This is a genomic window from Rahnella perminowiae (assembly GCF_019049695.1).
GTDB classification, from domain to species: domain Bacteria; phylum Pseudomonadota; class Gammaproteobacteria; order Enterobacterales; family Enterobacteriaceae; genus Rahnella; species Rahnella perminowiae.
On sequence record NZ_JAFMOT010000183.1, the window covers coordinates 131,234 to 153,233 of the forward strand.

20 protein-coding genes are annotated in these 22,000 nt (G+C 53.6%); 18 read left to right on the forward strand and 2 right to left on the reverse strand.

Annotation, left to right across the window (positions count from 1 at the left end):
* Window positions 1-128: 128 nt before the first annotated feature.
* The 3 genes from cysJ (at window position 129) to J1781_RS17875 (ending at window position 4,575) form a co-directional block, all read left to right on the forward strand.
* Window positions 129-1,931, forward strand: a complete 1,803-nt coding sequence (cysJ, locus tag J1781_RS17865) for an NADPH-dependent assimilatory sulfite reductase flavoprotein subunit (RefSeq protein WP_217233971.1) — start codon at window positions 129-131, stop codon at window positions 1,929-1,931.
* Window positions 1,932-2,076: 145 nt separating this feature from the next.
* Complete coding sequence (cysI, locus tag J1781_RS17870) at window positions 2,077-3,813, forward strand: assimilatory sulfite reductase (NADPH) hemoprotein subunit (protein WP_129954634.1); 1,737 nt, start codon at window positions 2,077-2,079, stop codon at window positions 3,811-3,813.
* A gap of 24 nt (window positions 3,814-3,837) precedes the next feature.
* Window positions 3,838-4,575, forward strand: a complete 738-nt coding sequence (locus J1781_RS17875) for a phosphoadenylyl-sulfate reductase (protein ID WP_129954579.1) — start codon at window positions 3,838-3,840, stop codon at window positions 4,573-4,575.
* Between the two features lie 159 nt (window positions 4,576-4,734).
* Here the strand turns inward: J1781_RS17875 and J1781_RS17880 are convergent, their stop codons facing one another.
* Window positions 4,735-5,772, reverse strand: coding sequence for an aminopeptidase (locus J1781_RS17880; protein WP_129991594.1), 1,038 nt, complete (start codon window positions 5,770-5,772; stop codon window positions 4,735-4,737).
* 251 nt (window positions 5,773-6,023) lie between these two features.
* On the opposite strand from J1781_RS17880, the gene cysG reads away from it, so the two are divergent.
* The 13 genes from cysG to rpoS all read left to right on the forward strand — a co-directional run bounded on the left by cysG (window position 6,024) and on the right by rpoS (window position 17,289).
* Entirely contained in the window at window positions 6,024-7,448 is a 1,425-nt protein-coding gene (gene cysG, locus J1781_RS17885) for a siroheme synthase CysG (RefSeq protein WP_217233972.1), read from the forward strand.
* Between the two features lie 10 nt (window positions 7,449-7,458).
* A complete protein-coding gene (cysD, locus tag J1781_RS17890) occupies window positions 7,459-8,367 on the forward strand; it encodes a sulfate adenylyltransferase subunit CysD (RefSeq protein ID WP_101078459.1) in 909 nt (302 codons plus the stop codon).
* 13 nt (window positions 8,368-8,380) lie between these two features.
* Window positions 8,381-9,808 carry a sulfate adenylyltransferase subunit CysN gene (gene cysN, locus J1781_RS17895; RefSeq protein WP_129954585.1) on the forward strand — a complete coding sequence of 476 codons (1,428 nt, stop codon included), beginning with the start codon at window positions 8,381-8,383 and terminating at the stop codon, window positions 9,806-9,808.
* 1 nt (window position 9,809) lies between these two features.
* On the forward strand, window positions 9,810-10,433 hold the full coding sequence (gene cysC, locus J1781_RS17900) for an adenylyl-sulfate kinase (RefSeq protein WP_129954587.1): 624 nt from the start codon (window positions 9,810-9,812) through the stop codon (window positions 10,431-10,433).
* 59 nt (window positions 10,434-10,492) lie between these two features.
* Window positions 10,493-10,873, forward strand: coding sequence for a DUF3561 family protein (locus J1781_RS17905; protein ID WP_217138227.1), 381 nt, complete (start codon window positions 10,493-10,495; stop codon window positions 10,871-10,873).
* A 167-nt stretch (window positions 10,874-11,040) separates the two neighbouring features.
* On the forward strand, window positions 11,041-11,361 hold the full coding sequence (gene ftsB / locus J1781_RS17910) for a cell division protein FtsB (protein ID WP_013574012.1): 321 nt from the start codon (window positions 11,041-11,043) through the stop codon (window positions 11,359-11,361).
* Between the two features lie 2 nt (window positions 11,362-11,363).
* Window positions 11,364-12,083, forward strand: coding sequence for a 2-C-methyl-D-erythritol 4-phosphate cytidylyltransferase (gene ispD, locus J1781_RS17915; protein ID WP_129991591.1), 720 nt, complete (start codon window positions 11,364-11,366; stop codon window positions 12,081-12,083).
* Entirely contained in the window at window positions 12,083-12,556 is a 474-nt protein-coding gene (ispF, locus tag J1781_RS17920; protein ID WP_129954593.1) for a 2-C-methyl-D-erythritol 2,4-cyclodiphosphate synthase, read from the forward strand. Before ispD ends, ispF begins: the two co-directional genes overlap by 1 nt.
* 22 nt (window positions 12,557-12,578) lie before the next feature.
* Window positions 12,579-13,625 (forward strand): tRNA pseudouridine(13) synthase TruD, encoded by a 1,047-nt coding sequence (gene truD, locus J1781_RS17925; RefSeq protein WP_217233985.1) that lies wholly within the window; start codon window positions 12,579-12,581, stop codon window positions 13,623-13,625.
* Window positions 13,606-14,370 carry a 5'/3'-nucleotidase SurE gene (surE, locus tag J1781_RS17930; RefSeq protein ID WP_217233973.1) on the forward strand — a complete coding sequence of 255 codons (765 nt, stop codon included), beginning with the start codon at window positions 13,606-13,608 and terminating at the stop codon, window positions 14,368-14,370. Before truD ends, surE begins: the two co-directional genes overlap by 20 nt.
* The gene (locus tag J1781_RS17935) at window positions 14,360-14,986 is read left to right on the forward strand and encodes a protein-L-isoaspartate(D-aspartate) O-methyltransferase (RefSeq protein WP_129954595.1); all 627 of its coding nucleotides are present in this window, start codon (window positions 14,360-14,362) and stop codon (window positions 14,984-14,986) included. The genes surE and J1781_RS17935 overlap by 11 nt, the downstream gene beginning before the upstream one ends.
* Window positions 14,987-15,228: 242 nt before the next feature.
* Window positions 15,229-16,251 (forward strand): murein hydrolase activator NlpD, encoded by a 1,023-nt coding sequence (nlpD, locus tag J1781_RS17940; RefSeq protein WP_129954596.1) that lies wholly within the window; start codon window positions 15,229-15,231, stop codon window positions 16,249-16,251.
* A gap of 51 nt (window positions 16,252-16,302) precedes the next feature.
* Window positions 16,303-17,289, forward strand: coding sequence for an RNA polymerase sigma factor RpoS (gene rpoS / locus J1781_RS17945; protein WP_013574019.1), 987 nt, complete (start codon window positions 16,303-16,305; stop codon window positions 17,287-17,289).
* Window positions 17,290-17,400: 111 nt separating this feature from the next.
* Here the strand turns inward: rpoS and mutS are convergent, their stop codons facing one another.
* A complete protein-coding gene (mutS, locus tag J1781_RS17950) occupies window positions 17,401-19,947 on the reverse strand; it encodes a DNA mismatch repair protein MutS (RefSeq protein ID WP_217220899.1) in 2,547 nt (848 codons plus the stop codon).
* Window positions 19,948-20,209: 262 nt separating this feature from the next.
* On the opposite strand from mutS, the gene mltB reads away from it, so the two are divergent.
* Complete coding sequence (gene mltB, locus J1781_RS17955) at window positions 20,210-21,313, forward strand: lytic murein transglycosylase B (RefSeq protein ID WP_217233974.1); 1,104 nt, start codon at window positions 20,210-20,212, stop codon at window positions 21,311-21,313.
* Window positions 21,314-21,475: 162 nt separating this feature from the next.
* The gene (gene pncC / locus J1781_RS17960; RefSeq protein WP_129954598.1) at window positions 21,476-21,970 is read left to right on the forward strand and encodes a nicotinamide-nucleotide amidase; all 495 of its coding nucleotides are present in this window, start codon (window positions 21,476-21,478) and stop codon (window positions 21,968-21,970) included.
* Window positions 21,971-22,000: the final 30 nt, after the last annotated feature.

A 22,000-nucleotide genomic window follows, 5' to 3' on the forward strand; every position in this document is an offset into this window, starting at 1 on the left:
TTTAATTGTTATTATCCGCCTCGTTAACCTACATCCTCTGAAAGGTCTTTCCCGCGCGAAAACACACTGTAAAAGGCGCAGGGGGCCGGATTGATGACTTGCTTTTGCATAAGGGAATTCGTACCGCGATGACGACTCAGGCTCCTCCAACTTCACTGCTCCCGCTGACCCCCGAGCAAATGGCCCGCCTTCAATCGGCGATTGGTGATTACTCACCGACTCAGATGGCCTGGCTGTCCGGATATTTCTGGGGCAGGGTGAATCAGCAACCGGGCGCGGTTGCAGCGCCTTCTCCGGCACAGACTGCCGCGTCGGTAACCCTGATTTCCGCCTCGCAAACGGGTAATGCCCGCCGTGTTGCCGAGCAACTGCGTGATGACCTGATCGCCGCGAAAATTAACGTTAATCTGGTGAATGCCGGTGACTATAAATTCAAACAAATCGGCCAGGAAAAGCTGCTGCTGATTGTGGCCTCTACTCAGGGCGAAGGCGAGCAGGCGGAAGAAGCGGTCGCGCTGCATAAATTCCTGCAATCCAAAAAAGCGCCAAACATGAAAGACACCGCCTTTGCGGTGTTTGCGCTGGGTGATACCTCTTATGAATTCTTCTGTCAGGCGGGTAAAGACTTCGATACCCGTCTGGGCGAACTGGGGGCAGAACGCCTGTTAGACCGCGTTGATGCTGACGTTGAATATAAAGAAGCCGCCGAAAACTGGCGTAAACGTATTGTCGATGTGCTCAAACAGCGCGTACCGGCTGACACTGCGGCGCAGGCGGCTCCGACGCTGGCAGGCAGTGTGAATCAGGTCGACAGCAGCCCTTATACGAAAGAAGCGCCGCTGACCGCGACACTTTCCGTTAATCAGAAAATTACCGGCCGCGATTCTGACAAAGACGTTCGTCATCTGGAAATTGATCTCGGCGATTCCGGTCTGCGTTACCAGCCGGGCGATGCGCTGGGGATCTGGTTTGAAAACGATCCGCAACTGGTGCAGGAAATCGTTGAACTGCTGTGGCTGAAAGGCGATGAAATCGTTGAGGTGAACGATAAAAAACTGCCGCTTTCACAGGCCCTGCAACATCACATTGAACTGACCCAGAACACGACACCGATTATTGAGAAATACGCCGCGCTGTGCCGCGACGAACATCTGACCGGTTTACTGGCCGATAAACCTGCGCTTCAGCAATACGCACAGACCGTACCGTTTGCAGACATGATCCGCCGCGCACCGACGGAGCTGGATGCACAGCAACTGGTGGATTTACTGCGTCCGCTGACACCGCGCCTGTATTCGATTGCCTCCTCGCAGGCTGAAACCGAAACAGAAGTGCATATTACCGTGGGGGTGGTGCGTTACGAAATCGACGGGCGTTCGCGCTCCGGTGGCGCTTCAGGTTTCCTGGCCGATCGCCTGGAAGAAGACGGCGAAGTGAAAGTTTTCATCGAGCATAACGACAACTTCCGCCTGCCGGCGGATCCTGAAAAGCCGGTCATTATGATCGGGCCGGGCACCGGTATTGCGCCGTTCCGCGCTTTCATTCAACAGCGAGATAACGACGGAGCTACCGGCAAAAACTGGTTATTCTTCGGTAACCCGCACTTTACCGATGATTTTCTCTATCAGGTTGAATGGCAACGTTACGTCAAGGACGGCCTGCTGACGAATATCTCCCTGGCATGGTCACGCGATCAGGGTGAAAAAGTATACGTACAGGACAAACTGCGTGAGCAGGGAGCCGAAGTCTGGCAATGGTTGCAGGAAGGCGCGCATGTGTATGTTTGTGGCGATGCCAACCGTATGGCGAAGGACGTCGAGCAGGCATTACTGGAAATCATTGCGCAATATGGCGAAATGGATTTGGAAACGGCCGACGAATATCTCAGTGAATTGCGCCTTGATCGCCGTTATCAGCGTGATGTGTACTAATGCCCTGCATCCTTCAAATTACAGGGGTGTTGGCTTCCTTCAATCACCCGAATCACTGACTTGAGTCAGCTCATCGGGATTCCTTCAGTTGCCGCCTACCTGCAACTCGAATGATTTTGGGCATAATGTTATGAGTGAAAAAATGATGAGCAACAAGTTGTGGAGTGAACTCAATCCCGGCCCCGGCCCGCTGATCGTCGATGCCCCGCTGGCTGACGCTGAACGTCTGAAGAAGGAAAGTAATTTCCTGCGCGGGACGATTGCCGATGATTTAAAAGACGGCCTGACCGGCGGCTTCAACGGTGACAACTTCCTGCTGATCCGCTTCCACGGCATGTATCAGCAGGATGACCGTGATATCCGTGCTGAACGCGCTGAACAGAAACTGGAACCGCGCCACGCCATGATGCTGCGTTGCCGCTTGCCGGGCGGAGTGATGACACCTGCGCAGTGGCTGGGGATCGACAAATTTGCCGAAGACAGCACGCTGTATGGCAGCATCCGTATTACTAACCGTCAGACATTCCAGTTCCACGGCATCCTGAAACCGAACGTTAAACCGGTGCATCAGTTGCTCAATAAACTCGGACTGGATGCGCTGGCGACCGCCAATGACGTTAACCGTAACGTATTGTGTACGTCTAATCCGGTGGAATCTGAACTGCATCAGGAAGCGTATCAGTGGGCGAAGAAAATTTCCGAGCATCTGCTGCCGCGCACCCGTGCTTACGCTGAAGTGTGGCTGGATCAGGAAAAAGTTGAAACCACCGATGAAGAGCCGATTCTGGGTGCGACTTATCTGCCACGTAAGTTCAAAACAACGGTCGTGATCCCGCCACAAAATGACGTGGATTTGCACGCCAACGACCTGAACTTCGTGGCGATTGCGGATAACGGTAAACTGGTCGGTTTCAATGTGCTGGTCGGCGGCGGGCTTTCTATCGCCCATGGTGATAAAGCCACTTATGCGCGTACGGCCAGCGAACTGGGCTTTATTCCGCTGGAGCACACGCTGGCCGTGGCCGAAGCCGTGGTGACCACGCAACGTGACTGGGGTAACCGCACCAACCGTAAAAATGCCAAAACCAAATACACGCTGGAACGCGTCGGCGTACCGGTATTCAAAGCCGAAGTTGAAAAACGCGCCGGTATTCAGTTTGCTGATATCCGCCCTTACGAATTCACCGGTCGCGGCGATCGTATCGGCTGGGTAAAAGGTATCGACAACCAATGGCATCTGACGCTGTTTATCGAAAATGGCCGTATTCTCGATTACCCGGGCAAACCGCTGAAAACCGGACTGGCAGAAATTGCTAAGATCCATAAGGGGGATTTCAGGCTTACTGCTAATCAGAATCTGATCGTGGCCGGTGTGGCTGAAAAAGACAAAGATGCGATCGAAACTCTGGCACGTAATCACGGCCTGATCGACGACAGTGTCACTGAGCAACGTAAAAACTCGATGGCCTGTGTGTCTTATCCGACCTGTCCGCTGGCGATGGCGGAAGCGGAACGTTTCCTGCCTGAATTTGTCACCAAAGTGGAAGGCATCATGCACGGACACGGTGTGGGCGATGAACACATCGTTCTGCGCGTGACCGGTTGTCCGAACGGCTGTGGCCGTGCGCTGCTGGCGGAAATTGGTCTGGTAGGGAAGGCGTTGAACCGTTACAACCTGCACCTCGGCGGTAACCGTGCAGGAACACGTATTCCGCGTATGTATCGTGAAAATATTTCTGATGCAGAGATCCTGAGCATCATTGACGAACTGGTCGGTCGCTGGTCGAAAGAGCGCGAAACCGGTGAAGGCTTTGGTGACTTCGTGATCCGCGCCGGGATCATTAAGCCGGTGCTGGATCCGGCACGCGACTTTTATGACTAAGCGCGATAACCGACTGGAGGCAATATGAGTTTGCTGAATCTTACTCTGGCTGAACTGAATGACATGCCGAAGTCCGGACAATCTATGGCGCTGGCGGAAATTAACGTCAGCCTGGAGAAACTGTCCGCGCAGGAGCGTGTGCAATGGGCGCTGGAAAACATGCCCGGCGAATTCGCGCTGTCTTCCAGCTTCGGCATTCAGGCGGCGGTCTGTCTGCATTTAGTCACTCAGCAAAAACCGGACATTCCGGTGATCCTGACCGATACCGGTTATCTGTTTCCGGAGACGTATCAGTTTATTGATACGTTAACTGAACAGCTAAACCTGAACCTGCAGGTATTCCGCGCTGAACACTCGGCTGCCTGGCAGGAAGCGCGTTACGGCAAACTGTGGGAGCAGGGCGTTGAGGGTATCGAAAAATACAACCACATCAACAAAGTCGAGCCAATGAATCGGGCGATTCAGACGCTGGGTGTGCAGACCTGGTTCGCCGGTCTGCGTCGTGAGCAATCCGGCAGCCGTGCGCATCTGCCGGTGCTGGCGGTACAACGTGGGGTGTTTAAAATCCTGCCAATTATTGACTGGGATAACCGTCAGATTTTCCGTTATCTGCAAGACAACGGCCTGAGCTATCACCCGCTGTGGGATCAGGGCTATCTTTCCGTCGGTGACACGCATACGACGAAAAAATGGGAAGAAGGGATGAAGGAAGAGGATACGCGATTCTTCGGACTCAAACGCGAATGCGGCCTGCACGAATAAATCCCCGTCATACTTCGGGTTGCAGATGCGTTGGCTGCGTTCAGTCGCCCGAATCACTGACTCATGTCAGCTCATCGGGACTTCTTCGCTTGCCGCCTGCCTGCAACCCGAATTATTTAGGGGATTCCTGTTATTAGCGTCTCAATTACCCCTAGTTAATCAGGCGTGTTTTGCCGGTTTTGCCAGATCCTTCAGCAGCGGGAATAACACTTTTACCGTGTCGCGCGAGCGCTTCTCAATGCGGCCCGGCAACGCTTTATCGAGATATTGCAGACTATCAAACTGGCTCTGATAACGGGTGTTGCCCAGCGGGAAGTGGCGGGTGATCGCACGTTGCTGCACGCCGTCTTTCTTACCCAGCGCAAAGTTAGTCGCCGTCACATTCAGCAGCGGCAGGTGCGCGTCATCCAGCGCTTTTATGCCATCGCAGCAATGTGTGCCTTCATGGCTTTGTGCCGGAATACCCAGACTGCGGGCAATACTCAGCGCCTTAATCCGGGTCAGTTTCGCCACAGCCACTGAAGTATTCTCGCCGCTATTGAAATACAACCGGTCGCCGGTGATCAGCGAATCCATGTTGATCACCAGCAGCGTATTTTTCTTCTCTTCAGCGCTCATCCGGTTTACAAAGTCTTCCGCACCTTTAGCGCCGGTTTCTTCCGCGCTCAGTGCCACGAAACGCAGGCTATAGTGTGTCGGGATGGCCTGCATGCGTTCGGCCAGCTCAAGCATCACACCGACGCCGGAGGCGTTGTCATCGACACCCTGCAACGTCAGGCCGCCGAGATTGTGGTTGGTATCATTGTCACTTTGCGGCACATAGGTATCGAAATGCGCCATCACGATGATTTGTTGTGGTACTTCACCGGCACGAGCGGCAATCACTGACGTGGCGTGAATATTTTGCCAGTTCTTTTTCCCCGTATTGCTGGTGTAAAGATAACGGGTATCGAAGCCACGTAAATCGCTCTTATAACCTAATTTGTTGAATTGCTGGTTCAGATAATCCGCCGCGATCAGCTCTGCCGGGCTGCCGGCCATGCGCCCGGGGAAATAAGTCGCGATATGGCGAATTTGCTGACTGGCGATCATACCCATCGCCGGAAGCGGGACGGATGCCGCCATCGCATGACCCATACAGACACCGCTCAGGCTCAGCGCCAGCAGCGTCTGTTTCATGCGTGAAAAAGAAAACATAGCCAAAAATCCTTATTTGCCGGTCAATACGACCGGAAGGCAATCAAACAACAGGCCGCGTGTGGCGGTCTTTCTGGGGCATACAGTATGCGATTGTCTGCGCGATTAGACAATTTCCCGTTATCCCAAACCGCTCTTTTTGCCGGGCTATATTCCATTTAGTAACTAATCATTCTTTTTCGTCATTTCAGATCAATTATTGCCTGCACGTATAGTTTGTTTATTAATCCTGATAATCATTTAAGGCTTTCGTGGACTATCTACCAATATTTGCCGACCTAAAACAACGCCCTGTTCTGGTTGTTGGGGGTGGCGAAGTCGCTGCCCGCAAAATCGATCTTCTCCTGCGGGCGGGTGCGCAAGTACGGATAGTCGCACAGGCACTTTCTCCCGAGCTGGAACAACGCAGACAGGCCGCCGAAATTAGCTGGTCAGCACAGGCATTTTTGCCGGAACAGCTCGACGATGTCTTTCTGGTGATTGCCGCTACAGACGACGCTGCGCTGAATGCTGAAGTTTTTGAGCAAGCTAATCTGCGACATGTGCTGGCTAACGTGGTCGACGATCAGCCGAAATGCTCTTTCATTTTCCCTTCGATTGTCGACCGTTCGCCGATTGTGGTGGCGATTTCTTCCAGCGGTAAAGCACCGGTACTCGCCAGAATGCTGCGCGAGAAGCTGGAAACTCTGTTGCCGAACAGCCTGGGGCAAATGGCCGATATCGCCGGACGCTGGCGTGAAAATGTGAAAGCGCAGTTCAGCTGCATGCGTTCACGTCGTCGTTTTTGGGAGCATGCATTTGCCGGACGCTTTGCCAGCCTCGCTTCTGCGGGAAAGCTCGCAGAAGCAGAACGGGCACTGCAACAACAGTTAGAAAATGCGGAAGACATCTCGCATAGCGGACATGTCACGCTGGTCGGTGCCGGGCCCGGTGATGCAGGATTGCTCACCCTTCGCGGGCTGCAGGTGATGCAGCAGGCTGATGTGGTGCTTTACGACCACCTGGTCAGCGAAGAAGTGCTGGATTTAGTGCGCCGCGATGCGGACAAGATTTGTGTGGGTAAACGTGCGGGCAGCCATTCTGTTGCGCAGGAAGAAACCAACCGTCTGCTGGTCGAACTGGCGCAGCAGGGGAAAAAAGTCGTGCGCCTCAAAGGCGGTGATCCGTTTATTTTTGGACGCGGCGGCGAAGAATTACAGGCAGTGCAGGCGGCGGGTATTCCTTTCCAGGTTGTGCCTGGCGTAACCGCTGCTGCCGGCGCGACAGCTTATGCCGGGATCCCGCTGACGCACCGCGATTATGCACAGAGCGTGATCTTCGTGACAGGGCATTGCCGCCCGGAAAATAACGGCGTGCAGTGGGAGACTCTCGCGAAAGGCCAGCAGACATTGGCGATTTACATGGGCACGCTTAAAGCGGCAGAAATCAGCCAGCAATTGATCGCTCATGGTCGCGCAGCGCATACACCCGTTGCGGTCATCGGACGGGGAACACGTTCTGATCAGCAGGTGCTGACCGGAACACTCGATAATCTTGAACATCTGGCTCAACAGGCGCCGACGCCGGCGTTACTGGTGATTGGTGAAGTGGTGTCACTTCATCAGCAACTGGCCTGGTTTGGGCATCATCCTGAGACTGACGGCACCCAACGCCCGTCGGTTGTGAATTTGGCTTAAAGGATCTGTTATGGACGAAAAACGACTGACTCATTTGCGGCAACTGGAGGCGGAGAGTATCCATATCATCCGTGAAGTGGCTGCTGAATTCGCCAACCCGGTGATGATGTATTCCATCGGGAAAGATTCCTCGGTGATGCTGCATCTGGCACGCAAAGCCTTCTTCCCGGGAACCTTGCCCTTCCCGCTGCTGCATGTGGATACCGGCTGGAAATTCCGCGAAATGTATGAATTCCGCGACCGCACGGCGAAGAATTACGGCTTTGAGCTGCTGGTGCATAAAAACCCGGAAGGTGTGGCGATGGGCATCAACCCGTTCGTGCACGGCAGCGCGAAACATACGGATATCATGAAAACCGAAGGTCTGAAACAGGCGCTGAATAAATACGGCTTTGATGCCGCTTTCGGCGGCGCGCGCCGTGACGAAGAAAAATCCCGTGCCAAAGAACGTATCTATTCGTTCCGTGACCGCTTCCACCGCTGGGATCCCAAAAATCAGCGCCCTGAGTTGTGGCATAACTACAACGGCCAGATTAACAAAGGTGAAAGCATCCGCGTGTTTCCGCTCTCCAACTGGACTGAGCTGGATATCTGGCAGTACATCTATCTGGAAAATATTGAGATTGTTCCGTTATATCTGGCCGCGCCACGTCCGGTGCTGGAGCGTGACGGTATGTTACTGATGGTGGATGACGATCGTATCGATCTGCAACCGGGTGAAGTGATCGAGAAGAAAATGGTGCGTTTCCGCACATTGGGTTGCTGGCCGCTGACCGGGGCTGTTGAATCCGAAGCTCAGACGCTGCCGGAGATCATCGAAGAGATGTTGGTGTCGACCACCAGTGAACGCCAGGGACGCGCGATCGACCGTGATCAGGCCGGGTCGATGGAACTTAAAAAGCGTCAAGGGTATTTCTAAGGAGCCGCAGCTAATGAATAACGCAATTGCACAACAAATCGCGGAGCAGGGCGGCGTTGAAGCTTACCTGCACGCTCAGCAACACAAAAGCCTGCTGCGCTTCCTGACCTGCGGCAGCGTCGATGATGGCAAAAGTACCTTAATCGGACGCCTGCTGCATGACACCCGTCAGATCTACGAAGATCAGTTATCTTCACTACATAACGACAGTAAACGTCACGGAACACAGGGTGAAAAACTCGATCTGGCACTGCTGGTGGATGGCTTACAGGCCGAACGCGAGCAGGGTATTACCATTGATGTGGCATACCGTTATTTCTCTACCGAGAAACGTAAATTCATCATTGCCGATACCCCGGGGCACGAACAGTACACCCGTAATATGGCGACCGGTGCATCGACTTGTGATCTGGCGATCCTGCTGATCGACGCCCGTAAAGGCGTGCTGGATCAAACCCGCCGTCACAGCTTTATTGCGACATTGCTCGGGATCCGTCATCTGGTGGTAGCCGTCAACAAAATGGATCTGGTGGATTACAGCGAAACGGTTTACGAGCAATTCAAACAGGATTATCTGGATTTCGCTCAGCAACTGCCGACCGATCTGGACATCAAATTTGTACCGCTTTCTGCCCTGGAAGGCGACAACGTCGCCACGCCGGGAGATAAAATGAGTTGGTACACCGGCCCGACTCTGCTCGACGTACTGGAAACGGTCAACGTTATTAACATCCGTGAACAGCAACCGATGCGTTTCCCGGTGCAGTATGTTAACCGCCCGAACCTCGATTTTCGCGGCTATGCGGGAACGCTGGCATCGGGTTCAGTGCGTGTTGGCCAGAAGGTGAAAGTGTTGCCATCGGGTGTGGAATCTACCGTGGCACGCATTGTGACCTTCGACGGTGATTTACAGGAAGCCTGGGCGGGTGATGCCATTACGCTGGTGCTGGCCGATGAACGTGATATCAGCCGTGGCGACACGCTGGTTGATGCGCAAGAAACGGTTAAACCGGTACAACATGCCAAAGTCGATGTTGTGTGGATGGCTGAGCAGCCACTGAGCGTCGGTCAAAGCTATGACATTAAAGTCGGGGGTAAGAAAGCCCGTGCGCGTGTTGAGAATATCGAATATCAGGTTGAAATTAACTCACTGACTCAGCGTGTGGTTGAAAATCTGCCACTTAATGGTATCGGACTGGTGGAACTGGCCTTCGACGAACCTCTGGTGCTGGATAGCTATCAGAGCAACGCGGTGACCGGCGGCATGATTTTTATCGATCGTCTGACCAACGTCACTGTCGGAGCCGGTCTGGTGCGTGAGGCGATTGAACAGGTGTATCAGGAGTCGGATAAATACAGCGCATTTGAGCTGGAACTGAACAGCCTGGTTCGCCGTCACTTCCCGCACTGGGGCGCACGCGATTTACTGGGTGGTAAATAAGATGGTGTCACCGGATGGCGCTTTACGTAAAGATGACAACGTTGTCTGGCATCCGCACGCGGTGACACGTGCGGATCGTGAAAAGCAGCAGGGTCATCGCGGTGCGGTGCTGTGGTTTACCGGGCTTTCGGGCTCAGGGAAATCCACCGTGGCCGGTGCGCTCGAGCAAGCGCTGCACCGGCAGGGGGTCAGCACTTATCTGCTCGATGGTGATAATGTCCGCCACGGGCTGTGCCGTGATCTGGGCTTTACCGATGACGACAGGCGCGAAAATATTCGTCGCGTGGGTGAGGTGGCAAAACTGATGGTGGATGCCGGGCTGGTCGTGCTGACGGCGTTCATTTCACCTCACCGCGCCGAGCGTGACATGGTGCGTGATTTGCTGGAAAACGGTCAGTTTGTTGAGATATTTGTGGATACGCCGCTGGCTATCTGTGAGGCACGTGATCCGAAAGGTTTATATAAAAAGGCCCGTGCGGGTGAACTGAAAAACTTCACCGGTATCGACGCAGAATATCAGCCGCCGGAGACCCCGGATGTGCATCTTGATGGTGAACAATTGGTAACACAATTGGTGCCTCAATTATTAGAAGTGATGCGCCAGCGCGCTATTATCAATCCCTGAATGTTACCGGCCAAACGCCACAGAGCGTGCCGGTTTACACTGAAATACAGGGATCAACTATGCAGGCGTTATTGAGCAGACTTGTCAGCCGGAACCGCGTCGATCGTACCGGGGAGATCAGCTTCCGGACACGTGCGCCGATCACGACAACAGACAGTGCAGATACCGAAGAACCGTCCTATTCCATGCAGGGTGGGTTTATCGGTTTTGTCTTCTACTGGCTGGCGTTTGCGATCCCTTTTCTGGTTTATGGTTCTAATACCCTTTTTTTCCTGCTTTACACCTGGCCGTTCTTCCTGGCGCTGATGCCCGTTTCCGTACTGATAGGCATTGCGTTAAGCATGTTCTTTCGCGGTGGCTGGTTCAAAACCTCGGCCGCCAGCGGCATCTGTGTGATTGGCATGTTTTGGACCGTCTTCTCATTCTTGTCTGGCTGGTGATTTTTTCTGGCGGTTTTCCCGGCAAATTCCCTTCACGATGTAACCCATTGTGTCATTCTCACCCATAATTGCGTGCGTAAGTCTGATTCTCACTGGCAATTACCTTGCCACAGTGGAGTCAGAGGGAAAGTTGTGGGATGATTGTCCAGCTTTTTTAGGGGGCGGGGATGGGCAAACTAACACTGCTATTACTGATTTTACTTGGCTGGCTACAGTATTCGCTGTGGCTGGGTAAGAATGGTATTCACGATTATGTACGTGTAAATGATGACGTTCAGGTGCAACAAGTTAATAACGGCAAACTGAAATCACGTAATGATCAACTTTTCGCAGAAATCGACGATTTAAACGGCGGTCAGGAAGCGATCGAAGAACGTGCACGCAACGAACTGGGCATGATTAAACCCGGCGAGACTTTCTATCGTCTGGTGCCTGACAATAAACGTGCGCCGGGCAGCACCGTTTCGCAAAACAACCTGAATCAATAGCCATGAGCCATACCGCAGTTTCCCTTCCAGAGGTCATCGCCGTGTTACCGGCTGCCGGTATTGGCAGCCGTATGCAGGCCGAATGCCCCAAACAATACCTTTCTGTCGGCGGTAAGACGCTGATAGAACATTCAATTTATGCACTGCTGCAAAGCGGCAGCGTCCGTCAGGTTATCGTGGCGCTTAGTCCGCACGACACGCAGTTCGCCCAACTTCCCATTGCCAGCGATCCGCGTATCCGCGTGGTGGCAGGCGGTGCTGAACGGGCTGAATCGGTTATGGCCGGGCTGGATGTTGCCGGAGATAACGGCTGGGTGCTGGTGCATGACGCTGCGCGCCCGTGCCTGCATCCTGATGATCTTAATAATCTGCTGGCGATTGCCACCACCAGCAAAATCGGCGGGATCCTCGCCGCGCCGGTGCGTGACACCATGAAGCGTGGTGAACCCGGCCTGGCAGCAATTGCACATACAGTGGATCGTCAGGATCTGTGGCATGCGCTGACGCCGCAGTTTTTTCCGCTCGAATTATTGAAAACCTGCCTGCGCCGTGCACTCAATGAAGGTGCGGTGGTCACAGATGAAGCCTCTGCAATGGAATATTGCGGTTTTCATCCTTTGCTGATCCCGGCACGGGCCGATAATATCAAAGTCACCAGACCAGAAGATCTGGCCCTGGCTGAATTCTATTTAACCCGCTTATCCCAGGAGGAAAACGCATAATGCGTATCGGTCACGGTTTTGATGTCCATAAGTTTGGCGGAGAAGGCCCGCTGGTGATCGGTGGTGTGCGTATCCCTTATCCGCTGGGTTTACTGGCGCATTCAGATGGCGATGTTGCCTTGCACGCGGCAACTGACGCGCTGCTTGGCGCGGCTGCGCTGGGAGATATCGGCAAGCTTTTCCCGGATACGGATCCTGCATTCAAAGGTGCTGACAGTCGCGAACTGCTGCGCGAAGCGTACCGCCGTATCCGAGCAAAAGGCTACAAGCTGGGCAATCTGGATATCACTATCATTGCACAGGCACCGAAAATGGCTCCGCACATCCCGCAGATGCGTGTGTTTCTGGCCGAAGATCTGCAATGTCATATGGATGACGTCAATGTAAAAGCCACGACCACCGAACAACTGGGCTTTACCGGCCGTGGCGAGGGTATTGCCTGCGAAGCCGTTGCCCTGCTGGTTAAGGAATGATGTTGTGGAAGATTACCGCATGATAGATATGTCCCGTCTCACCTGGTTACTGGGTGAGCCTGTCGCCAGCGGTCAGCTGAAAGCCAATCCCGAAGACTTTATCGTCGAAGAGGATCTGGGTTTTGAGCCGGACGGTGAAGGTGAACATCTGTTGGTGCGGATCCGCAAAAATGGCTGCAATACCCAATTCGTCGCGGAGCAACTGGCGCGTTTCGCCAAAGTGCATCCGCGCGACGTCAGTTATGCCGGTCTCAAGGATCGTCATGCGGTCACGGAACAATGGTTTTGCCTGCATTTGCCGGGTAAGGCTGACCCTGATTTAAGCCAGTTTGACCTCGAAGGCTGCGAAGTTGTCCGCGTCTCGCGCCATCGTAAAAAGATGCGTATCGGCACGCTGAAAGGCAACGCATTTACACTGGTGCTGCGACAGTTAAGCAATATTGCTGATGTTGAAGCACGTCTGGAAAAAATCACCCGGCAGGGCGTACCGAACTATTTCGGTACCCAGCGTTTTGGCCGTGGCGGCAATAATCTGGTGCAGGCGAAACGGTGGGCAACCAACGAAGCCCGTCCCAAAGAACGTGCGAAGCGCAGTTTCTATCTTTCCGCCAGCCGTAGCGCGATGTTCAACATTATTGCCAGCCAGCGTCTGGCTGAAGGTTACGTGCGTGAGCCGATGTTGGGCGATGCCCTGCAACTCAGCGGCCGTGGCAGCTGGTTTGTTGCGAAAGCCGAAGAGTTCGTGTCGCTGTTACCGCGTGTTGAAAGCGGTGAATTACTGATCACGGCACCTTTACCGGGTGATGGCCCGCTGGGCACACTCGAAGATGCCGAAGTTTATGAACAGGCCTGTCTCAAGGATCAGGGAGATTTACTGTCGCTGCTCAAGCGCGAGCGAGTCGAACCGGCACGACGTGCCATCATGCTGCAACCGTTGCAGATGCAGTGGCAGCGCTGGGATGATGTCACTCTGGAACTCAAATTCTGGTTACCGGCCGGCAGTTATGCCACCAGCGTGGTGCGTGAACTGATGAATCTGGATGAAAGTGATGCGGATATTACTGAGTAACGACGACGGCGTACTGGCTCCCGGCATACAGGCGCTGGCGTCCGCGCTGCGTGAGTTTGCTGATGTGAAGCTGGTGGCCCCTGACCGTAACCGCAGCGGTGCATCTAATGCGTTGACGCTGGATGGCCCGTTGCGTATTCAGTCTTACCCTAACGGTGATAGCGCCGTGATTAACGGTACGCCGACCGACTGTGTGTACCTTGGTGTGAATACGCTGATGCGCCCGAAGCCGGATATTGTGGTTTCTGGCATCAATGCAGGGCCAAATCTGGGCGACGATGTGATCTATTCCGGCACGGTTGCCGCCGCGATGGAAGGACGCCATCTGGGCTTTCCTGCGTTGGCGGTGTCGCTGGACGGACATCAGCATTATGACACGGCAGCAATCATCACCTGCCGGCTCCTCAGGGCACTGGCACGTGAGCCTTTGCGCACCGGCAAGATTTTGAACATTAACGTCCCGGATCTGCCACTTTCGCAGGTCAAAGGGATCAGGGTGACGCGTTGCGGTAGCCGTCATCCGGCCGAGCAGGTATTTTGTCAGCAGGATCCGCGGGGTCAGGACTTGTACTGGATAGGCCCGCCGGGAGATAAATTTGATATCGCACCTGATACTGATTTTGCTGCTGTAGCGCAAGGTTATGTTTCAGTGACGCCACTACAGGTGGATTTAACCGCCTATGCGGCTCAGGATGTCGTGGTCTCATGGTTGGAAAAGGCCGGGGTGAGCGCGAATGGTGAATAAACCGATGTATAACCTGCTGGAACAACTGCGCCTGCAGGGTATTCATGATGAAAAACTGTTGCATGCCATCGAGTCTGTGCCGCGTGAGCGTTTCGTGGATGAGGCATTTCAGCATAAAGCTTACGAAAACACGGCGTTGCCTATCGGGTCCGGTCAGACCATTTCTCAGCCTTATACCGTGGCGAGAATGACCGAGTTATTGCGCCTTACGCCCTCGTCCCGCGTACTGGAAATTGGCACCGGTTCAGGCTATCAGACGGCCATTCTGGCACATCTGGTTGAGCATGTTTTCTCGGTTGAGCGCATCAAAGGGTTGCAATGGCAGGCGAAAAGACGTCTCAAGCAACTCGATTTGCATAATGTTTCCACCCGTCATGGTGACGGCTGGCAGGGCTGGCCTTCGCGTGGCCCGTTTGATGCCATTATTGTCACCGCCGCACCTCCTGAAATACCTCAAGATCTGTTGCAACAACTCGATGATGGCGGTGTATTAATTCTGCCAGTGGGCGAAGAAAATCAGACATTGCAACGGGTCACCCGGCGTGGTGGTGAGTTTGTTGCAGAGACTATCGAAGCTGTTCGTTTTGTCCCGCTGGTGAAAGGCGAACTCGCCTGACACCGGCCATACGCCGGTACCTTCAGGACTAACTCCTTAAAATTTAAATACAACTGATATATGGTGCTGTACTGGCGATGTTGATAGCATCCACTACAGTTTTTTATGGCACTGCGGCATTCGGGCGAAGACCTGAATGAGTATGTTGCCTGCCCGCACCGTGTCCGGTGACACGAAAAGCGCCAGCTGGCGCGGTGTGCGCGGTTAAAGAGATATTCTGAGATTGCCGTAACGGGGGAAATATGAGCACGGGAAGCCCAATAAAAACACTAAGCCGCATTGCAATGTGTACTTTTATCAGTGCCTGGATGGCGGGATGTACGAACAATTCAACGACATCCGCACCCATCAGCAGCGTCAATGGCGGCGGTAACAGCGGCAATAGTAGTCAGAATACTCTGAATTCTGCTCCGCAAATGGCACCTGCCGTCGGACCCGGCGGACATATTGTTTACAACCGCAGCTATAACTCGATCCCTAAAGGAAGTTATAGCGGCAGCACCTACCAGGTGAAGCGCGGCGACACCCTGTTCTATATTGCCTGGATCACGGGCAATGACTTCCGCGACCTGGCCGCACGCAATAATATTCCTGCGCCATACAGCCTTGAAGTTGGCCAGACAATTCAGATCAATAACGTTTCTTCTGCGGCGAGCACCGGGGGTACGGTAGCGGTCGCAGATGCCACAAATGGTGGTGTTCCGAAAGCTCCAACCGGGGGCATGCTCACAGGTTCTGTGGTTGCATCTCAACCAACTACCACGTATTCTGATTCTTCTGGTAAACAGAATGTAGGCAGGATGTTGCCTTCATCAGGTGCAGTTACTACCACCACAACACCTGTTGCTGTAGCCAGCACTCCCGTCGCCACCTCAACAAATAATGGCGGTCCGGTTTCCTCCTGGAAATGGCCGACTGACGGGAAAATTATCGATAATTTCTCTGCTTCTGAAGGGGGAAATAAGGGGATCGATATTGCTGGTTCGCGTGGACAGTCTGTCGTAGCAACCGCCTCGGGGCGTGTGGTTTACGCGGGTAATGCTCTTCGCGGTTACGGTAATCTGATCATCATTAAACACAATGATGATTACCTGAGCGCCTATGCACATAACGATACAATGCTGGTCCGGGAACAACAAGAAGTGCAGGCGGGACAAAAAATAGCGACTATGGGTAGCACCGGAACCAGTTCAGTAAGATTGCATTTTGAAATTCGTTACAAGGGGAAATCCGTAAACCCGCTGCGTTATCTTCCGCAGCGATAAATCGGGGCAGAGCATCGATTCTGCCCTCGGGACCACGGGTAGGAGCAGCTTATGAGTCAGAATACGCTGAAAGTTAACGAGTTACATGATGATGTAGATTTCGATGAGAACAGCGCTGAAGCCTTTGACGAGAAAGCAATAGTCGAAGAGACTGCCGACAACGATGCTGAAGAAGAATTGTTGTCGCAGACTGTAAGCCAACGAGTGCTGGACGCCACTCAACTGTACCTCGGTGAAATCGGTTATTCCCCTCTGCTTACTGCAGAAGAGGAAGTTTATTTTGCACGACGCGCGTTGCGGGGAGATGTTCCTTCCCGCCGCCGTATGATTGAAAGTAATCTGCGTTTAGTGGTTAAAATTGCCCGCCGCTACAGTAATCGCGGTCTGGCACTGCTGGATCTGATCGAGGAAGGTAACCTGGGTCTGATCCGTGCGGTTGAAAAATTTGATCCTGAGCGCGGTTTCCGTTTCTCTACCTATGCAACATGGTGGATCCGTCAGACGATTGAACGGGCGATCATGAATCAAACCCGTACTATCCGTTTGCCCATTCACATCGTTAAAGAACTGAACGTTTACCTGCGTACTGCACGTGAACTTGCACATAAACTGGACCATGAACCGAGTGCTGAAGAGATTGCTGAGCAGCTCGACAAACCGGTACATGACGTCAGCCGTATGTTGCGCCTGAATGAACGCATTACTTCTGTGGATACTCCGTTGGGCGGGGACTCAGAGAAAGCGTTGTTAGATATTCTGGCGGATGAGAAAGACAACGGCCCGGAAGACACCACACAAGATGACGATATGAAACAAAGTATCGTTAAGTGGTTATTCGAGTTGAATGCAAAACAGCGTGAAGTTCTGGCGCGCCGTTTCGGCCTGTTAGGCTATGAAGCAGCGACGCTGGAAGATGTAGGCCGCGAGATTGGCCTGACACGTGAGCGTGTTCGTCAGATTCAGGTAGAAGGTTTGCGTCGCCTGCGTGAAATCCTGCAGGGGCAGGGACTGAGCATCGAAGCATTGTTCCGCGAATAACTTATTCGCCGGGCAGTGGTTGCATCATGTTCTATCCTGTAAGAACAACACATAAAAACGGTGGGTCAATCCCACCGTTTTTTTATGCTTCCTGTTCTGACCAGCGGATATCTACACCATATCTTTCAGACGATATATCCATTCCAGCGCCTGACGTGGCGACAGAGAATCTGCATCGAGAGATTCCAGCGCTTCAACCGCCGGAGACACTTCTTCCGTCAGTAATGCCAATTGCGGGCCATCGACTTTGCTGGCTGCAGCGTTGTTGGACAACGTTTCCAGCTCTTTCAGTTTCTGACGCGCACGCTTAATCACATCTCGCGGAACACCCGCCAGCGCCGCAACGGCCAGACCGTAACTCTTGCTGGCCGCGCCATCCTGTACGCTGTGCATAAAGGCGATCGTGTCGCCGTGTTCAATAGCATCCAGATGAACATTGACCGTGCCTTCCATTTTTTCCGGCAGGGTAGTCAGCTCGAAATAATGGGTGGCGAACAGCGTCATGGCTTTAATACGGCTGGCGAGATTTTCCGCACACGCCCATGCCAGCGACAAACCATCATACGTTGACGTCCCTCTCCCGATTTCATCCATCAATACCAGACTGTTTTCGGTGGCGTTATGGAGGATATTGGCGGTTTCGGTCATTTCCACCATAAAGGTAGAACGCCCCGAAGCCAGATCGTCCGCCGCACCGACACGGGTAAAAATGCGATCCACAGGCCCGATAACAGCGGTTTCTGCGGGCACATAGCTGCCGATATGCGCCATCAGGACGATCAGCGCCGCCTGACGCATATAGGTACTTTTACCGCCCATATTCGGACCGGTGATGATCAGCATGCGCCGTGCCGGAGACATATTCAGCGGGTTGGAAATAAACGGTTCGCTCAGTACCTGTTCAACCACAGGATGGCGGCCACCGGTAATATTAATGCCCGGTTTTTCACTCATCGTCGGACAGGCGTAATTCAATGTGTACGCACGTTCTGCCAGGTTGCTCAGAACATCCAGTTCCGCCAGTGCACTGGCGCTTTGCTGTAATGCGGACAGGTGTGGCATCAGTAGATCGAACAGCTCTTCGTACAGCGCTTTTTCCAGAGACAAGGCTTTGCCTTTTGAAGTCAGCACTTTGTCTTCGTACTCTTTCAACTCAGGAATGATGTAGCGCTCAGCGTTTTTGAGCGTCTGGCGACGGACATAGTGGATCGGCACCAGATGGCTCTGACCGCGGCTGACCTGAATGTAATAACCATGCACGCCGTTGAAACCGACTTTCAGCGTATCCAGCCCCAGTTTCTCGCGTTCGCGGATCTCTAATCTGTCGAGATAATCGGTCGCGCCGTCTGCCAGGGCTCGCCATTCATCCAGCTCGGCATTGTAGCCCGGTGCGATTACACCGCCATCACGTACCAGAACCGGCGGCGTTTCGATGATTGCGCGCTCGAGCAGTTCCACCAGTTCGGTGAACTCACCGGTTTGTCCGACCAGTGTTTTTACATGTGCGGCGTCGGTTTCCTGCAATATTTCCCGGATTTCCGGCAGTTGCTGCATCGCATGACGCATACGAGCCAGGTCACGCGGGCGGGCGCTGCGCAATGCGAGCCGTGCCAGTATACGTTCGAGGTCGCCGACCTGTCGCAGTACCGGTTGCAGATCTGCCGTGAGATCCTGCAATGCACCGATCGCCTGCTGGCGATGTGTCAGCAATTTGATATCGCGGCTTGGCATGTGGATCCAGCGTTTGAGCATGCGGCTGCCCATCGGCGTGACAGCCTGATCGAGCACGGCCGCCAGCGTGTTTTCTATACCACCGGCCAGATTTTGCGTCAGTTCCAGGTTACGGCGGGTAGCCGCATCCATAATGATACCGTCCTGCTGGCGTTCCATCGTGACGCCCCGGATATGCGGCAGGGCAGTACGCTGGGTATCCTTAACGTATTGCAGCAGACAACCGGCAGCGCGCAGTGCCTGAGTGGCCTGCTCAACGCCGAAGCCGCTTAAATCGCGTGTGCCAAATTGCAGGTTCAGCTGCTGTTTGGCAGTTTCCAGCTCGAATTCCCACATCGGACGGCGGCGCAGGCCACGGCGGGAAGAAATCAGCGACATGGCTTCAAAGCTTTCCGGGTAGAGTAACTCCGCCGGATTGGTGCGTTGTAATTCGGCCGCCATGGTTTCCGGATCATCAGGCTGTGCGACGCGGAAACGGCCGGAACTGATATCCAGCGTGGCGTAACCAAACCCGCGTCCGTCCTGCCAGATCGCCGCCAGCAGGTTATCGTAACGCTCGCTCAGTAATGCTTCGTCACTGACGGTGCCTGGCGTGACGATGCGTACCACTTTGCGTTCAACCGGCCCTTTGCTCAGTGCCGGGTCGCCAATTTGTTCAGCAATCGCAACGGATTCACCGAGCTGGACCAGCTTCGCCAGGTAACCTTCTACTGCATGATAAGGCACACCTGCCATCGGGATCGGCTCACCGGCAGATGCGCCGCGTTTGGTCAGGGAGATATCCATCAGTTGCGATGCGCGTTTCGCATCGTCATAAAACAGCTCGTAGAAGTCACCCATACGGTAAAACAGCAGAACATCCGGGTTCTCTGCTTTAAGACGCAGGTATTGCTGCATCATCGGGGTGTGGGCATCCAGTCCGGTCATATTGTTTTGTTTTTCATTGAGTTGATTCAATTTTAAATCATCCTGTGGGCTCTTACCGCCTGGGGCAACGACTTTACAACGGATCCTAACGTGAGTAGAGCCAAAAAACTACGCTGCGTTCTGAACTTGCGTAACGTCACGCAACTTATCTGAAAATGTAACCTTTCTGCTGTGGTGTAAAGACGGTGATTTTCAGTTTTTTCGGCCTTGATAATGCTCTACCATATCCGCACCTCTTTTTTTGCATGGTTACGGATATCCGATGCGCCATCTGGCAGTCATTCTTCCCCTGGTTCTTATACTTTCTGCATGTAGCAGTCATAAAAGCGCACCTCAGCCTGCAGGTCCGCGAAATCCTTTTTCCGATGGAAGAAATGCCAGCGCGAGTACCGTGCCTGACGGTGGCTTTCTGCTCCAGCCGGAGCATACCGGTGCCGTCCAGACCGGCGATTTCGCCTATGATCCGGGCATGAACCAGTTTGTTGACAAAATGGTACGCGAGCATGGATTTGACCGTCAGCAACTGCATGACGTCCTGTCGCAGACTAAGCGTCTGGCCTTTGTCTTAAGACTGATGGATCAGCAGGCACCTTCCGGCCCGCCATCGACCGTGCCGAACGGGGCGTGGAATCGCTACCGCAGTAAATTCATTACGCCGGATAACGTGCAAAATGGCGTGGTGTTCTGGAATCAATATCAGGATGCGTTACAGCGTGCAGAGCAGGTTTACGGCGTGCCGCCGGAAATCATTGTGGGTATTATCGGTGTGGAAACCCGCTGGGGGCGCGTAATGGGTAAAACCCGTATTATTGATGCGCTGGCGACCTTATCCTTTGCCTATCCGCGTCGGGCTGAGTACTTTTCCGGCGAACTGGAAACCTTCCTGTTGATGTCGCGCCGTGAAGGCGACGATCCCCTGAGCCTGCGCGGTTCTTTCGCGGGCGCGATGGGCTATGGTCAGTTTATGCCTTCGTCTTATAAAGATTATGCCGTCGATTTTAATGGCGACGGTCATGCTAACCTGTGGGATCCCATTGATGCCATCGGCAGTGTCGCCAATTATTTCAAGGCCCATGGCTGGACGAAGGGCGCGCCGATTGCGGTACCGGCAGCGGGGCAGGCACCCTTGCTTGAAAATGGCTTTAAAACCAAGTATCCGTTATATACGTTGAAAGCGGCGGGGCTGAGCCCGTTGGGTTCACTGGGTAACTACCAGGAAGCCAGCCTGCTGCGCCTTGATATGGGCACTAATTATCAGTACTGGTACGGACTGCCGAACTTTTACACTATTACCCGTTATAACCACAGCGTTCATTATGCGATGGCGGTATGGCAGTTAGGTGAGGCAGTAAAAGCGGCACGTTAATGCCGGTTCGGGAATTGTTCATGGGGGCCGCAAAACGCGGCCCTTCTTTTTTGTTTTTATGCCAATTCGGAATACATCGCGCAAAACGCGTCGACATGACTCACAGACCTGAAGAGAAATGCTAACATCAGGTCAGTTTCAGATGACCTGCCAGGAGGGAATATGGACGAGAAACGTTTACATGAGCTGAGTGTGGAAATCGGCGCTGCGCTTAAAGCACACGGACTATGGATCACATGCGCAGAATCCTGCACTGGCGGGCTGATTGCTAAATCCATCACGGATATTGCTGGCAGTTCCGCCTGGTTTGATCGCGGATTTGTCACTTACAGCAATGCGGCCAAGCATGAATTGCTGGGTGTGCGCGAAAGCACGCTTGAACAATATGGTGCGGTGAGTGAGCAGGTGGTGCATGAAATGGCAGTGGGTGTTCTGCACGCAGCGGGCGCGGACGTTGCCGTTTCGGTAAGCGGTATTGCCGGTCCTGATGGCGGTTCCGAAGAAAAACCTGTCGGCACTGTCTGGTTTGGTTTTGCCGGTAAAAACGGGCATGTTCTGATGGTTAAACAGCATTTTTCCGGCGATCGCGAAGCGGTGCGTTTGCAAGCCGCTGTTTTTTCGCTACAAACAGCATTGGATGAGTTTATTAAAAATTAGTCTTGATACTGTATGAGCATACAGTATAAT

Bases quoted from the DNA above. Each gene is read 5' to 3' on its own strand.
- cysN (WP_129954585.1), top strand. From the start codon at position 8,381: ATGAATAACGCAATTGCACAACAAATCGCGGAGCAGGGCGGCGTTGAA.
- surE (WP_217233973.1), top strand. From the start codon at position 13,606: ATGCGGATATTACTGAGTAACGACGACGGCGTACTGGCTCCCGGCATA.
- mutS (WP_217220899.1), bottom strand. From the start codon at position 19,947: ATGACCGGACTGGATGCCCACACCCCGATGATGCAGCAATACCTGCGT.
- cysD (WP_101078459.1), top strand. From the start codon at position 7,459: ATGGACGAAAAACGACTGACTCATTTGCGGCAACTGGAGGCGGAGAGT.
- J1781_RS17880 (WP_129991594.1), bottom strand. From the start codon at position 5,772: ATGTTTTCTTTTTCACGCATGAAACAGACGCTGCTGGCGCTGAGCCTG.
- cysJ (WP_217233971.1), top strand. From the start codon at position 129: ATGACGACTCAGGCTCCTCCAACTTCACTGCTCCCGCTGACCCCCGAG.
- ispD (WP_129991591.1), top strand. From the start codon at position 11,364: ATGAGCCATACCGCAGTTTCCCTTCCAGAGGTCATCGCCGTGTTACCG.
- pncC (WP_129954598.1), top strand. From the start codon at position 21,476: ATGGACGAGAAACGTTTACATGAGCTGAGTGTGGAAATCGGCGCTGCG.
- J1781_RS17905 (WP_217138227.1), top strand. From the start codon at position 10,493: ATGCAGGCGTTATTGAGCAGACTTGTCAGCCGGAACCGCGTCGATCGT.
- cysC (WP_129954587.1), top strand. From the start codon at position 9,810: ATGGTGTCACCGGATGGCGCTTTACGTAAAGATGACAACGTTGTCTGG.
- nlpD (WP_129954596.1), top strand. From the start codon at position 15,229: ATGAGCACGGGAAGCCCAATAAAAACACTAAGCCGCATTGCAATGTGT.
- cysI (WP_129954634.1), top strand. From the start codon at position 2,077: ATGAGCAACAAGTTGTGGAGTGAACTCAATCCCGGCCCCGGCCCGCTG.
- ispF (WP_129954593.1), top strand. From the start codon at position 12,083: ATGCGTATCGGTCACGGTTTTGATGTCCATAAGTTTGGCGGAGAAGGC.
- J1781_RS17935 (WP_129954595.1), top strand. From the start codon at position 14,360: ATGGTGAATAAACCGATGTATAACCTGCTGGAACAACTGCGCCTGCAG.
- ftsB (WP_013574012.1), top strand. From the start codon at position 11,041: ATGGGCAAACTAACACTGCTATTACTGATTTTACTTGGCTGGCTACAG.
- J1781_RS17875 (WP_129954579.1), top strand. From the start codon at position 3,838: ATGAGTTTGCTGAATCTTACTCTGGCTGAACTGAATGACATGCCGAAG.
- rpoS (WP_013574019.1), top strand. From the start codon at position 16,303: ATGAGTCAGAATACGCTGAAAGTTAACGAGTTACATGATGATGTAGAT.
- mltB (WP_217233974.1), top strand. From the start codon at position 20,210: ATGCGCCATCTGGCAGTCATTCTTCCCCTGGTTCTTATACTTTCTGCA.